14 protein-coding genes are annotated in these 13,641 nt (G+C 72.5%); 7 read left to right on the plus strand and 7 right to left on the minus strand.

Going from position 1 to position 13,641, the window contains the following annotated elements; translation table 11 throughout:
- Positions 1-39: 39 nt before the first annotated feature.
- The 5 genes from WME96_RS28900 to WME96_RS28920 form a co-directional block, all read right to left on the minus strand.
- Positions 40-1,017, minus strand: coding sequence for a phosphorylase family protein (locus WME96_RS28900; protein ID WP_437284813.1), 978 nt, complete (start codon positions 1,015-1,017; stop codon positions 40-42).
- 399 nt (positions 1,018-1,416) lie between these two features.
- The gene (locus tag WME96_RS28905) at positions 1,417-1,566 is read right to left on the minus strand and encodes a hypothetical protein (RefSeq protein WP_437284814.1); all 150 of its coding nucleotides are present in this window, start codon (positions 1,564-1,566) and stop codon (positions 1,417-1,419) included.
- Between the two features lie 314 nt (positions 1,567-1,880).
- Positions 1,881-2,252: a hypothetical protein gene (locus tag WME96_RS28910; RefSeq protein ID WP_437284815.1), complete on the minus strand. Its 372-nt coding sequence runs from the start codon at positions 2,250-2,252 to the stop codon at positions 1,881-1,883.
- Between the two features lie 106 nt (positions 2,253-2,358).
- Positions 2,359-2,943 carry a hypothetical protein gene (locus WME96_RS28915; protein WP_437284816.1) on the minus strand — a complete coding sequence of 195 codons (585 nt, stop codon included), beginning with the start codon at positions 2,941-2,943 and terminating at the stop codon, positions 2,359-2,361.
- Positions 2,940-4,874, minus strand: a complete 1,935-nt coding sequence (locus tag WME96_RS28920) for a hypothetical protein (protein ID WP_437284817.1) — start codon at positions 4,872-4,874, stop codon at positions 2,940-2,942. The genes WME96_RS28915 and WME96_RS28920 overlap by 4 nt, the downstream gene beginning before the upstream one ends.
- 489 nt (positions 4,875-5,363) lie before the next feature.
- On the opposite strand from WME96_RS28920, the gene WME96_RS28925 reads away from it, so the two are divergent.
- Together WME96_RS28925 and WME96_RS28930 are read left to right on the plus strand one after the other, a co-directional pair.
- The gene (locus WME96_RS28925; protein ID WP_437284818.1) at positions 5,364-6,293 is read left to right on the plus strand and encodes a hypothetical protein; all 930 of its coding nucleotides are present in this window, start codon (positions 5,364-5,366) and stop codon (positions 6,291-6,293) included.
- A gap of 436 nt (positions 6,294-6,729) precedes the next feature.
- Complete coding sequence (locus WME96_RS28930) at positions 6,730-7,677, plus strand: hypothetical protein (RefSeq protein WP_437284819.1); 948 nt, start codon at positions 6,730-6,732, stop codon at positions 7,675-7,677.
- Between the two features lie 31 nt (positions 7,678-7,708).
- Here the strand turns inward: WME96_RS28930 and WME96_RS28935 are convergent, their stop codons facing one another.
- Complete coding sequence (locus WME96_RS28935) at positions 7,709-7,846, minus strand: M48 metallopeptidase family protein (RefSeq protein ID WP_437284820.1); 138 nt, start codon at positions 7,844-7,846, stop codon at positions 7,709-7,711.
- On the opposite strand from WME96_RS28935, the gene WME96_RS28940 reads away from it, so the two are divergent.
- The gene (locus WME96_RS28940) at positions 7,805-8,041 is read left to right on the plus strand and encodes a hypothetical protein (protein WP_437292444.1); all 237 of its coding nucleotides are present in this window, start codon (positions 7,805-7,807) and stop codon (positions 8,039-8,041) included. The genes WME96_RS28935 and WME96_RS28940 overlap by 42 nt on opposite strands.
- Positions 8,042-8,058: 17 nt before the next feature.
- On the opposite strand, the gene WME96_RS28945 is transcribed toward WME96_RS28940, so the two are convergent.
- Positions 8,059-8,931 (minus strand): hypothetical protein, encoded by an 873-nt coding sequence (locus WME96_RS28945; protein ID WP_437284821.1) that lies wholly within the window; start codon positions 8,929-8,931, stop codon positions 8,059-8,061.
- Between the two features lie 810 nt (positions 8,932-9,741).
- Here WME96_RS28945 and WME96_RS28950 point away from each other — a divergent pair.
- The 4 genes from WME96_RS28950 (at position 9,742) to WME96_RS28965 (ending at position 13,616) form a co-directional block, all read left to right on the plus strand.
- Entirely contained in the window at positions 9,742-9,993 is a 252-nt protein-coding gene (locus WME96_RS28950; protein ID WP_437284822.1) for an addiction module protein, read from the plus strand.
- Between the two features lie 65 nt (positions 9,994-10,058).
- On the plus strand, positions 10,059-10,181 hold the full coding sequence (locus tag WME96_RS28955; RefSeq protein WP_437284823.1) for a hypothetical protein: 123 nt from the start codon (positions 10,059-10,061) through the stop codon (positions 10,179-10,181).
- A 135-nt stretch (positions 10,182-10,316) separates the two neighbouring features.
- Positions 10,317-10,805, plus strand: coding sequence for a GNAT family N-acetyltransferase (locus WME96_RS28960; RefSeq protein WP_437284824.1), 489 nt, complete (start codon positions 10,317-10,319; stop codon positions 10,803-10,805).
- A gap of 243 nt (positions 10,806-11,048) precedes the next feature.
- Positions 11,049-13,616 (plus strand): TonB-dependent receptor domain-containing protein, encoded by a 2,568-nt coding sequence (locus WME96_RS28965; RefSeq protein ID WP_437284825.1) that lies wholly within the window; start codon positions 11,049-11,051, stop codon positions 13,614-13,616.
- Positions 13,617-13,641 lie beyond the last annotated feature (25 nt).

Here is a 13,641-nt window from a genome sequence, read left to right on the forward strand (position 1 = left end):
GGCGCTCGCTCGCCGGGCCGGCGCTCACCGGCGAGCGCGTCAGGGGGAGGGCGTACCGCCAGCCGATGGCGGCGCGGCGTCGCCATGGCGTTCGCACTCCGCGGAGGAGCGCGGCTCGATGGGGCGCGACCTCACGAAAGCGAGCGCGAACGCCGCGGCGGTGTGGCAAGCGTACGCCGTCCACTCCCCCTCGCGCTTGAAGCCGACCACATCGCTCAGCCCGCGGATCGCGACGACGGGAACCTCGGGTCTCCACGACTTCGCCGCCCTGTAGACGCCCGCGGATTCCATCTCGAACGCCTGGATCTTGCGCGCGACCTTGAGCCACTGTTTCGGCCGGTGGATGTCCTTGATCAGCGTGTCACTGGCCGCGATGTGCCCGACCTTCGCAACGGGGTGCGGACGCCGGCCCTCCGTGAGCGGGCTTAGCGCGGCAATCACCTTCTTGTTCCAGGCCACGTCACCGAGGAGCCGGTCGGACTCGATCTTGACCGATGGACGCGGTCGGCCTATCGACGCTTCATCGTGCCATGAGCCGAGCTGATCACGGATGGCAGGCAGATTGGCCACCTTTGCCCCGGCCGCCGGGTGGATGGTGCCGCCCGCGATCGAGAACTCCTCGTTTCGGCCGCGCGAGATGGCTGACACTGTCAGGTCGTAGATCCGCGACGACACCACGACGTCGCCCAGCGCGCACTCCTCGTCGGGCACCGCGCCGCCGATGCCGACGACCAAGAGCCACTGCGGGGCGAGGTCGCGAAGCATGTCGCTCGCCGTGGCCTGGGCTTCGATGTTTCCCGGGTCGAGGCATCGAGTCGTTGCGATGAGGTAGCGCTCCGCGCTACCGGGGATCCCCACCTCGCCAAGGTTGTACTCGCGGTGCCCTTGCTCGGAGGAGATCGTGAATTCTGCTGGAAACCGCTGGAGCACGGCTTCCATCTCATCCTCGCGGATGGTCAGGATGCCGAAATCGATCTTCCCTCGAAGGTCATGGCAGCGCGTCGTTCGTTCGACCATCGTCCTTCAGCGTAGCATGCGACAAGCCGGGGCCGATAGGGGTGGGACTCAAGGACCTACGGCCCCTACGCTCCCGACGGTCGGTACCCCTCCTGCAGAGGCTGCTGCAGCAGCAGCCTCGGCTCTTACGGCGGCGGGGCACGGCAAGGGCGGCGCCGGCTGTCGCAGCCGACGGATGGCCCCATGGGCCGTCGCTGGAGCATGATCTCCCGCGCGCACAACACCCGACGGAGCAACGCCGCCGCCGACCGAGCGACTCGATCGGCGCGAGGGTCCAAGGGAAGTCCGTCATCAGCAGCTCGAGCAGGTCCCGTCAGGGGACCGCCGTGGCGTGCTCAGGGGAGGCGTGCGGCTTGGACATGGGCCCCGCACCGAAGCTCGGCTGCTCTGATGGGCCCGCTATGCATGCGGAGGCATGTTGACGAAGCGAAAGCGCTGGCCGTGCAGCGCGCTGAACTGCTCTCTCCTGGCGCCGTGGTGAACGTTGCGGCTGTGCCAGATAATGTAGACATCGCACGTGGAATAGCGCTCCGCCAACTTGTCCATCACCGCGAGTAGATCGCTCCTTCCCTGGGTGGATGGATTCAGAGCCGCACGTGTTCGTGGGTGAACCGGTAAAACCGCGTCGTCAACCGTGACGGAGCGCGGGCGTGCTCGCCACGCTCGAGCTGCGACCCGCCACGAGGGCTTGGGTTGGTGCACCGCCGATCCAGGAACGGACTTCGCGAACGCTGTACCAGCCCACGGACGCCGAAGGCGTGCGCGGGTCCGGACGCGACAGGCGGTCTTGGCGCTGGATGGCCGGCCTTGCCCACCGAATCGGCGACCCTCCTTTGGCCCGGGCGCTCCGGTGCCGCGCGAGGTCAGCCCGGGCCGCGCAGCGCCTCGACGAGCGCCTCGACGAGCGCGCGCACCTGGAGCGACGGCGCCCGCTCGCCGAGCAGCTCGAGCACGTCCTCGTCGTCCTCGCCGCACGAGAGCTGAACGGCCGCGACCACGGCCCCATCGCGCTCGACCGCCAGGTCGAAGATCCCCTCCTCGTCGCTGACCGGCGCGCCGAGCAGCGCCGACAGCCGGCGGCCCAGGAGCTCCGCCAGCGGCTCGTCCCCGTCGAGGCCCGCCTCGTCGGGCTCGATCCTGGCCTGGACCGGACGCGCCGGCCCGCCGCTCACCTCGGCCCCCTCGCGGTCGAGCCGGAAACGAAAGCCACCTGCCTCGAAGAACCCCGTCGTCACGCGCGCCATCAAGGCACGCCGCGCGCGCCCGGGCAAGCAGGTCCGACCGCGAGGCCCCGATCCGGGACGACGCCAGGCGGACAAGGCCCGGCGGATGCGCCGGGCCTCAGAGCACGCTCACGAGCGGCCCGGCGTCGCCGTCGATCCATTGCTCGGAGATCACGAAGCTGGTCGAGAACCCGACCTGACCGCGGTATTCGAAGCTCTCCGATCCGATCTCGATCACCCGCCGATCCCCGAGCCGGACGGGGAACACCACGGAGACGCCCGTCGCGAGCCCGTCGCTCGCTTTCTGGTCCAGCCCGAACCACGCCTCGCCAGCGCTCGCCCCGAGCGTCCTCACCATGGCCAGCGAGGGCGCCGTGCAGTCGATGCGCAGCCACTCGCGCCGCATCCGCGCCTTGCACGCGGCGCCGCTCCTGTCCCTCGCGAGCCGCACCGGCTCGGCGGCGTCCCACTCCGCCGCCGCGGGGCGCGGCGTCCGCTCGGACGCAGGCGGCGCCTCCTCCAGCGCGCGCACCTTGGGCGCCTCCTTGCCGCCTCCGCCGTCCGGGGGCGCTTCCCCCGTCTCTACCCGAGACTCGACGGCGGCGCCGTCCGGCTCGACGGACTGGGCGCTCGGCGGCTCCGCGGCTTGCGCCGGGGCGAGCGCGCCGAGCAGGACTGTACCGATCCACGAGAGCTTCTTCATAACGTCCTCAGGAAGGCGACGAGCGCCGCCTTGTCTTTCCTCGACATGTGGCTGGTGCGGCCCATGCGATCCTCGTTCTTCTCGACGAGCTCTTCGAGCGTCCTCGCGGAGCCATCGTGGTAATAGGGCGCAGTCCCCGCGACGAAGCGCAGGGAGGGTGTCTTGTAGACGGTGCCCTTCTTCTCCCGGTAAAACCCGGGCCTCTCGCCGAGGCCCGGCATCGGGTAACCCGTCCGATCGGTGTACTCGGTCTCGGGCACATGGCAGCGGGAGCACTGCGCCGCCTCGCTCGTGAAGAGCGCGAAGCCGTGCTTCTCCTCCGGCGTGAGCGGCCGGGTCTCCCTGGGCGGAGGCACGAGCCCGTCGCGCAGGAAGCTGGCGAGGTGGCTCGCGCGCAGCGCGAGCTCGGCGTCCGCGCCGCCGCCCATCCCCCATCGGTGAAGGCCGAAGCCCTCCCGGATGCGCGCGGCCAGGCTCTCGCTCTGCGCGTTCCAGCCATAAGGTCCCTCGGCCGACACGCGCCCTGCGAGCATGGGAGTCTGGCGCGCCACGCCGCCCGCGAGCCCTTCCATGGGCCGGTTGTCGGCCGATCCGAAGAAGTTGGCGAAGTCGTCGCCGCTGACCTCGTGCCACACGTGGCCGTCGTCGCGCCCGTCGGGGTGGCACCCGGCGCACCCGAGCCCGCCGCTCGTGGTCCAGTCGGTCGCGTTGTAGAAGAGCTTCCGGCCGATGGCGGCCTGCTCGGAGAGCGGAGGCTCGGCCAGCCGGATGAACGGCACGGGCCCCGGCTCGTGGGGGACCTCCGGATCGTGCGCGTCGAGGCGGACGATGGCGAGGGTGTCTGTCGAGCGGCAGTACACCCAGGCCTGGGATTCATCCCTGGAGAGGGCGACGCCGCTCGGCGCGCCGCACAGGGTCGCCGCGCCGACCCGTCGCGACAGGAACTCCAGGGACCCGGGCGTCGCCTTGTCGAACGCCGGCGCGCTGCCGAGCGGGTACGTGCGGAGGGGCCGGAGCGTCGGCTCGACCGAGAGCGCGTCGAGCTCCACGAGCGCGTCGGTGCCCTCGCTGGCGACGAGCAGCGTGCGGGTGCTCGCGCGGACCACGAGGGCGCGCGGCTGGACGAACGGGGCGAGCTCGGTCCTCGGGGCTTCGAGCTCCGGGTCACCCAGGATGTCGATGTCGAAGGCCGGCGCCGTCCGGATCGGGGCGCCCTCGCGGCGGCGCGGCGCGAGGGGCTCGTCGTTGCCGGTCTGCAGGACGTCGACCGTGGCGGCGCCGAACCACGCCAGATCGCCGAGCGCGCCGAGCGCGTGGCGCGCCACGAACAGGCGGCGGCCGTCCGGGGAGAGCGCGGCCGCGTAGCCGAGCGAGGCGGCGCGCGGCGCGTCCGGCGGGGCGCGGTAGGGCGACGCGGGGAGCGCGACAGGCCGCGCCTGGGGTGGAGAGCGCAGGTCGATCCGGGTGAGCGCCGCCGACGTGAGGTGGGTGATGTACGCGGCCGCGCCGTCCTCGCGGATCACGATGCCGCGGGGCTCGCGCGGGACGTCGATCGACCATGACCTCGTGGTGGTGGCCAGATCCACCGCGGAGACCTTGCCGGTCCACGCGCTGGTGACGAGGGCGGTGCGCTCGTCCGGCGTGATCGCCAGCCCCCACGCGTCGGCCGGCAGCGGCACGCGCGCGACCTCGACGAGGCCCGCTGTCGGATCGGGCCGCAGGACGAGCAGCAGCCCGGGATCTCGGATCGTGACGAGCACGCGGCCGTCGAGCGCGAGGACCTGCGCGGGGCGCCCGGGGACCGCGACGGCGATCGGCGGCGTGCTGACGTCGATCGGCAGCGGGATGCGCCGGACGACGGCGTGGTCCTCATCGGCCAGGTACAGCGCGTCGTTTTGCGGGGCGCGCGCGAGGGCGCCGCCGGTCCGCACGACAGCGCGGAGCTTCGGGGACGGCGGTGATGGGGACGGCGGTGGTGGAGGAGACGGCGGCGGGGTGGCCGTCTCCTCGGCTCCGGCATTCCGCTGGTCCGGCGCGGGTTGCCTGGAGGGGCTGGAGCAGGCCGCGGAGAGGACCGCGGCCAGAACGAGAGTCGGTGTTCGCGGCTTCATCGGGCGCCCGCAACAACGACGCCGCGAGCCGGAGTTATTCCAGGTTCTGCGGGCTCCGGTTTCCGGGTGTCGGCGCGTCGGCCGGCGCGAGGAGGCCGCCAGCGCTCGATGGACTGACGCGGTTGCGACGCGCGAGGGTGGAGGGAGTGCGGGGTGGCGCGGGGCGGGGTCTTGCTGGCGCGGCGGGCGCGCCTCGCGACGCCGCCACCCGCCATGGCGCCGCCACCTGGCGATGCCGCGCCTCGCCCGGAAATCCCCTGGTTTTGGCCTCCTGATCTCCTGGTACGCGATCTGCCGTGGACGCCGCGCATGGGAGACGCCGACATCACCTTGCGACACCTCGCCCGCAGGCGCCCCGAGGACCTGGTACGCGCCTTCGTCCCCGAGGGCCACCCCGTCGAGGTCCTCGGCTGGGTCGACAGCCAGGTCACGAACATCGAGCGCCGTCTCGACAAGGCCCTTCGCTTACGTGTCGACGGCGAGCCGCGGGTGCTGCACGTCGAGTTCTGCTTCGCGCTCCGCGACGACGTTCCGGATCGCGTCTTCGAGTACCTCGGCTTCCTGTTCGCCGCGCTTCGCCTCGAAGCGCCGGGCGAGCCGGTGCCGCCGATCGAGACCGTCGCGGTGGTCCTGTCGGGTCGCAAACGACGCTTGCCGGCGACAGGGAAGCGCCGCATCGCCTGGCCGGGGCGGCCGTTCAGCGGCGCGCACTTCCGCGTCGACGCCGTCTACCAGCGCACAATCAAGGAGCTGCGGGCGCGCGGCAGCGTGTTCTGGCTGGTGTTTGCGCCGCTCGCACGTGACGCGACCGCGGCGGCGCTGCGGGAGGTCGTCGCGGAGATCCACGCGGGCGCGGCGACTTCCGAGGAGCGGGCCGAGCTGTACACGGCGCTGATGGTGATGGCGGCCATCGATCCCTGGCGGCATAATCTGCTGAAGGAGCTCATCGTCATGGTGGAAGACAAGGAAGAGGGGCTGCTCCGGCGCACGCCGATCATCGGGGAGATGATCATCGAGGCCGAGCAACGGGGAGAGGACCGCGGCAAGCAGAAGGCGATCGTGGAGCTGCTCGGTCGTCTTTTCGCGCGGCGGCTCGGGCGACGCCCGACGCCCGATGAAGAGCGCTCGCTCGTCGAGCGAGCCCGCGCGCTCGGTCCGGGCGAGGTCGAGGACGCCTTGCTCGATCTCGAGGGCGAGGCGCTGGTCCGCTGGCTCGCGGAGCCGATTCGCCCCTCGTGAGCTCACGCGGGCGGCAGCGGGAGGGTGCGGACCTCTCGCGCGAACTCGGCTTCGTCCATCTTCTCCGCAAGGAGCACCTCCTCGGGCCCCCGGGTGCGTGAGCGCTGGCGGGGAACCGCTACACCACGGTGGGCTCCAGCAGCGGCTCGCCGCCCGTCCCGCCCGACTGCGAGCCGCCTCCAGACATCGATCTCGGTTTTCGCGCGCCGTCGAAGCCAGCTCGCGCCAGGCGGCGGTGCACGGCGGCATGTCGGCCAAGGCACGGCGCCCGTGCCGTTCACGCAAGCAGCCGCGGGGGCTCCTCGAGGAGCCCCCGCGCTTCGCGACGCCGCCACCCGCCATGGCGCCGCCACCTGGCGATGCCGCGCCTCGCCCGGAAATCCCCTGGTTTTGGCCTCCTGATCTCCTGGTACGCGATCTGCCGTGGACGCCGCGCATGGGAGACGCCGACATCACCTTGCGACACCTCGCCCGCAGGCGCCCCGAGGACCTGGTACGCGCCTTCGTCCCCGAGGGCCACCCCGTCGAGGTCCTCGGCTGGGTCGACAGCCAGGTCACGAACATCGACATCGAGCGCCGTCTCGACAAGGCCCTTCGCTTACGTGTCGACGGCGAGCCGCGGGTGCTGCACGTCGAGTTCTGCTTCGCGCTCCGCGACGACGTTCCGGATCGCGTCTTCGAGTACCTGGGATTCCTGTTCGCCGCGCTCCGGCTCGAAGCCCCTGGTGTGCCGGTGCCGCCGATCGAGACCGTCGCGGTGGTCCTGTCGGGTCGCAAACGACGCTTGCCTGCGACAGGTAAGCGCCGCATCGCCTGGCCGGGGCGGCCGTTCAGCGGCGCGCATTTCCGCGTCGACGCCGTCTACCAGCGCACTGTCGCCGAGATCCGGGCTCGCGGCAGCGTGCTCTGGCTGGTGTTTGCGCCGCTTGCACGTAACGCGACCGCGGAGGCGCTGCGAGAGGTCGTCGCGGAGATCCACGCCGGGGCGGCGAGCGCCGAGGAGCGGGCCGAGCTGTACACGGCGTTGCTGGTGATGGCGGCCATCGATCCCTGGGGGCATAATCTGCGGAAGGAGCTCATCGTCATGGTGGAGGACAAGGAAGAGGGGCTGCTCCGGCGCACGCCGATCATCGGGGAGATGATCATTGAGGCCGAGCAACGGGGGGAGCTGCGAGGAGAGGAGCGCGGCGAGCAGAAGGCGATCGCCGCGCTGCTCGGTCGTCTCTTCGCGCGGCGGCTCGGGCGACGGCCGACCGCCGACGAAGAGCGCTCGATCGTCGAGCGCGCCCGCGCGCTCGGTCCGGGCGAGGTCGAGGATGCCTTGCTCGATCTCGAGGGCGAGGCGCTGGTCCGCTGGCTCGCGGAGCCGATTCGCCCCTCGTGAGCTCCCGCAGGCGGCAGCGAGCCCGATTGCGTCACCACAAGAGCGCTGGCCCGAGCTCGCCCAGGCGGGCCCTCCTGGCCTCGTCGTCGGGCATCACCCTGCCGAGCGCTGCCCAGAACTCCCGCCCATGGTGGTCGTGGACCAGGTGCGCGAGCTCGTGGGCGAGCACGTAGTCGACAAGGGCTCAACCACAACCTGTCGAGTTGCCATCGTTCCGTCCTTGGTTGTTCGGACGGTCGAGGAAGTCTGTTCTTGCACGGAACCGGCTCCGTACGCGATCGCACGAACACGCATGGATCTGGAGGGGCATGCCGGCTCGATCGATCCGGCATTGAACGAAGCTGCGGGCGCGCCGGGCGCGTGAGCGCTGGCGGGGAACCGCTACACCACGGTGGGCTCCAGGAGCGGCTCGCCGCCCGGCTCCGCGCTCGCGCCGTCGCCCTCGCCTTCGCCGCCCCCTGCCGTGTTGTTCTTCCCCGCCCCCGGCTTGCGCCCCCCGCCCCGCGCGAACAGCGACGGCGCGATCGCGTCGGCGTCGCCCTCGTTCCAGCGCAGGTACGACGCCGCGCGGCGGCACGCGTCGTAGGCGTTCACGAGCAGCGTGAACGCCCGCGCGCGCCGCTCGGCCGCGTCGCCCGCCTTCGGCGCCGGCAGGCCCGGCTGCTGGCGGGCCCCGAGCGCCACGAGCAGCTCCGGCCCGAGCCGCGAGGCGCGCTCGACGTCCTCCCACTCGACCGTGGTCCTGTTCTTCACGGCGTCCCAGACCTCGCCGAACAACGCCGCGAGGGCCACGAGGTCGTTGGCGGTGTCGAGGTGCCCGTGACCTCTGCGGATCTCGGCCACGCGCTGGGCGTCGACGATCCCCTTGTGGGCCAGCGCTTCCGCGGCGACCAGCAGGTCCTCGCGCAGCGGCGCCGCCTCCTCGAGCAGCCGCTTGAGCGCGTCCTGCCCGCCCGAGGCTGGCAGCGCGAGCAGGTGCGCGTACCAGGCGGCGAGCGCATACGTCTGGAGCTTGTCGAGCTGGCTCAGGGGGTGCCTCGGGAGCTCTTCCACGAACCGCGGGCGCAGCGCCTGGAGGTGTGGGACGGCCCCGATGGCCACGGAGACGGCGCGGGGGACATCGACGTTGATCGGCACCACCTCGCGGACGTCGTCGAGCTCGGGCTCGACGAGCGCAAACGCCTTGGCCGCCTCGCTCGGCGCGCCAGGCTTGGCCGGGGAAGACTTCTTCGTGTTCGGCTTGGATCTCGGCATCGGCTTCTCCCTCGCAATGTGAGCGGGCCCCGTCGGTGCAGTGATGAAGAACGGAGACGGGGGAACTCGCGGTCGCCCTCGGGCGACGGCGCCGCGAGAAGTCAACAGCCATGCCAGCACGGCGAGGCGCGCTGTCGATGCTCGGCGGATCAGGCCGGAACGGCGCGGCGCCGCCGGGAAGCTCGCGCGCGGGGAGGGCCGTGGTGCGCGGCGCGCCTTGCGCCGGTCCGCAAGCGGTTGCGCGCAACGGGTTGCGGCCGCACGGAACCGCGCGCGCTCCCCCGGAGGCAGCCGGGAGGAGGCGGTCGAATCGCCCGGAGAGGTGCGATCGGGGTCGTGGATGACCGGTTGAACCGCCCCCCGAGCATCGTTCTCGGTCGTGATGGGCCGGTTGAACCGCTCCCCGGGCATCGTTCTCGGCCGTGGAGGGCCGGTTGAACCGCCCCCGGGCATCGTTCTCGGCCGTGGAGGGCCGGTTGAACCGCCCCCGGAGCATCGTTCTCGGTCGTGATGGGCCGGTTGAACCGCCCCCCGAGCATCGTTCTCGGTCCTCGCGGGCGATCCAACCGCCTCCCGCTCCGGATGCGTCGCCGCGCCGGCCCAGATTGGCGTTGCCGCGCCCCGATCCAGGTTGCGCGGCGACCCGACCCAGCCTGAGGTCACCGCGAGCTGTACGCGGCGACCCGACCCATCTCGAGGTCGCCGCGAGCTGCGCGACCGGGAAAGGACTTCCGGCGCCTCGACGGGTCGTCCTGGGCCAGGCGGGCCCGGCTCGTGACCCGGCCGAGCTTGCGGTAAGATGGCTGCATCATGAGCGACGCCGAGAATGTCCTGGTCGCGGCGCTGCGCCTGTCCGCCAAGGAGCGAGCCGCCGTCGCGGCCGCGCTGATCCAGAGCCTCGACGAGCCCGAGCAGACGACCGACGATGTCGAGGCGGCGTGGGACGAGGAGATCCAGCAACGTCTCGCCGACGTCGACGCCGGGGTCGTCACACCGGTCCCTTGGCCGGAAGCCCGGCGCCGCATCCTGGCGGCCGCGAAGGGCCGTCGTGAAGCTCCTTGAGCTCCTGCCGGCGCGCGCGCGGAACGAGAAGCAGATGAAGTAATCTTTGGAGGGAGCTCGTCGTCATGGTGGAGGACAAGGAAGAGGGGCTGCTCCGGCGCACGCCGATCATCGGGGAGATGATCATCGAGGCCGAGCAACGGGGAGAGCAGCGAGGAGAGGAGCGCGGCGAGCAGCGCTTCTGCTAGCTCCTGCGCCCGGTCCAGGCGCAGCTCGTCTCGCGCATGTGCTACTCTGCCTGCGCAACCAAGGCCGTGACGGTGGCCCCTTCAGCCTCCACGCCGGCTGCCCCGGTCCATCCCTTGCTTTCTACGGACGACACGATGCCTGACGACACTCCCCCCGTTTCCCTGCGCGAGATCACGCGCGACACCCTCGACGCCATCCTCGAGCTCTCCGTGGCCGAGAACCAGAAGCGCTATGTCGCGACCAACGCGGTCTCGCTCGCCCAGGCGCATTTCGCGCCGGAGGCCTGGTACCGCGCCATCTACTGCGGTGACGAGCCCGCGGGCTTCGTCATGCTGGAAGACCACTCGCTGGATTCCCCGCCGCCGGAGAAGCCCGAGATCGCCGTGTGGCGCTTCATGATCGACAAGCGCTTCCAGCGGCGAGGCGTCGGCCGGGCGGCGATGCTGCAGGTCATCGAGTACGTGCGGCGCAAGGGGGGTTTCTCGTCGCTGCTGCTGTCCTACGTGCCGGGCCCCGACAGCCCCGAGGGGTTCTACCGCAGCCTGGGCTTCCGCCCCAACGGCCAGATGAGTGGGGAAGAGGTGGTGATGGAGCTGCCGCTCACCGACGTACCGTCCCAGTAGCGCGCCGCCGCGCCGGTCGCGCCGGAGCCGCGAGAGGTCGGCCACGGCCACGTTGGTCGTGACCGGCCGCGCGGCGGCACGGCCGCGGTGAAGGCGATGAGCGGCGGTCGGCCCAGGAAGGATCTGGCGAAGGATGTCCTGCCCCGGAAGCATCCAGGCAAGGGTGACCCGGACGCGCGAGCACTCCCTCCAGAAAAAGCCGCTCAGGACGTCGGCCAGAGCGCCGATGATGTGAACCCCTCGATGGTGTCGCGCCCTTCGCCCCCGCGCCTCGCGGCGCCGTGCTCTGCTCCGGTGCTCGCGCCGCCGCCTCTCCGCTGCGCGGCGGCCGGCTTCCTCCGGACATCCACGGCAGCCGCCGCGCTGCTCGCGCTCGCAATCGCGCCGGGCCGCGCCTTCGCCGCGCCCGACCCACCGCCGCCCGGCGCACCGCCGGCCCGCGAGGCCACCTCGGCAGCGCCGTCCCGCGACGCGCCCTCGCCGGAGCCGCCCCGCGACGCGCCCTCGGCGGCGCCGTCCCGCGACGCGCCCTCGGCGGCGCCGTCCCGCGACGCGCCGTCGGCGGCCGGGCTCGTCCCGCCGACCCCGCTCACGCCGCTCGCCGCCGGCTACCCTGACGGGGCGCACGGCGACGCCACGGTCCGCCTCGTGCTCACCGTGAACGCGGACGGGACCGTTCGTTCCGCGGTCCCCGAGGAAGGGCCGGAGCCGTTCGCGTCGGCCGCCGTCGCCGCCGCAACGTCGTTCCGCTTCGCGCCGGCCACCCGGGACGGCGCGCCGGTCGCCGCCAGGATCCGCGTCGAGGTCCGTTTCACCGAGGCCGCGCCGCCCGCGCCCCCGGCGCCGCCCAGCGCCGCGCCGCCCGCCCCTGCCGCGCCCGGCCCCGCCCCCGCGCCCTCGGCCGCCGCCGCGCCCCCGGCCTCCGGCCCGCCCCCGGGCCCGCCGCAACCGCTCGAGGTCACCGTGCGCGGCGAGCTTCCGGCCCCCGGCGTCTCCACCCTGAGCCGCGGCGAGGTAAGGCTCGTCCCCGGCGCGTTCGGCGACCCCTACCGCGCCATCGAGATGCTCCCCGGGGTGACCCCGATCGTCTCGGGGCTGCCTTTCTTCTACGTCCGCGGCTCGCCGCCGGGCAACGTCGGTTACTACCTCGACGGCATCCGCGTCCCCTACCTCTATCACCTCGGGCTCGGCCCCTCGGTGATCCACCCCGGCATCGTGGACCGCGTCGACCTCTACCCCGGCGGCTACCCGGCGCGCCACGGGCGGTACGCCGGCGGGATCGTCGCCGGCGAGACGACACCGCCGCTCCCGGACTGGCACGGTGAGGGCTCGCTCCGGCTCCTCGACGTGGGCGGTCTCGTCGAGGGCCCCTTCGCCGGCGGCCGCGGGGTCGCGCTCGTCGGAGGCCGCTACTCCTACACGGCGCTGCTCTTCTCGCTCGCCGCGCCCGGCGTGGCGCTCGACTACTGGGACTACCAGGCCCGGATCTCCTACGAGCTCGTCCCGGGAGGCCGGTTGAGCCTCTTCGCCTTCGGCGCCCGCGACTACCTCGCAGACGAGGAACAGGGCAAGAGGACGACCCTCTTCGACACCACGTTTCACCGGATCGATCTCCGGTACGACCACGCCTACGGCGCGGGCAGCGCGCTGCGCGGCGCGCTGACGCTCGGCCACGACGAGACGGGCATCGGAGACGACCAGAGCGCCCTGACCCGGAGCCTCGGCGCGCGCCTCACGCTCGACCATCGCCTGCGCGACGAGACGCCGATCCGCGCCGGCATCGACGCCGTGCTCGACGGCAACTCGTTCGATCTCGGGATCGACGCCGAACCTCCCCCCGGCGGCGTCGACGACGACGACCCCTTCAACGATCTCTTCTCGACCCGCTACGACGTCACCGTGGGCGGCTACATCGAGTCCGACATCGCGGTCACGCCGCGCCTGCGCGTCACCCCCGGGCTCCGGCTCGAGCTCTACCATTCGGACAGCGAGGTCGCGCTCGCCGCCGACCCGCGCCTCTCGGCGCGGCTCACCGTGGCGCCCGGCGTGACGTTCGTGCAGGCGCACGGCCTCGCCTCCCAGATGCCGAGCTTCATCGTCCCGGTCCCCGGCTTCCGCCCGAGCCTCGGCGACGGACTCCAGCGGAGCTTCCAGTCGAGCGCCGGCGTCGAGCTCGAGCTGCCGGAGGACATCACCGCGTCGGCCACGGTGTTCCACAACGCGTTCTTCGACATGACCGACGCGCTCGGCGTCGGAGGCATCGACGGGGACGAGGGCGCCCTCGGCCGCGCGCTCGGCGCCGCGACTGGCCTGGAGCTGTCGGCCCGCCGGCGGCTCACCCGGCGCATCGGTGGATTCGCGTCGTACACGCTGTCCCGCTCCACGCGGAGCTTCGGCCGGACCACGCAGGTCACCTCGGTCGACCGGACCCACGTGGCGAACCTCGCGCTGACCTACGATCTCGGCCGCGGGTACAGGGCCGGCGGGCGCGCCGTCTTCTACTCCGGGCTCCCCCAGAAGGCCGGCGGCTCCATCCCCCCGCCCGGCAGCGGCGTCCCCGGCGGCCCGGAGCCCGCCGCCGGCGGCCAGGCGCGCTGGGAGCGGCTGCCGCCGTTCCTGCGCCTCGATGTCCGCCTGGAGAAGCGCTGGTCCGTCGGGAAGACCGGCTGGCTGTCGCTCGTCCTCGACGTGCTCAACACCACGCTGTCGAAGGAGTACATCCCCGCGATCTGCGACGCGTTCTCGCCGTGCGAGCCCGAGGAGATCGGGCCTGTGACCGTCCCGATCCTCGGGCTGGAAGGCGGGTTCTGACGCCTCGGGCCCGCGGACCAGAACG

Origin of the sequence: Sorangium sp. So ce406, from assembly GCF_051474675.1 — a bacterium.
GTDB lineage: Bacteria > Myxococcota_A > Polyangia > Polyangiales > Polyangiaceae > Sorangium > Sorangium cellulosum_G.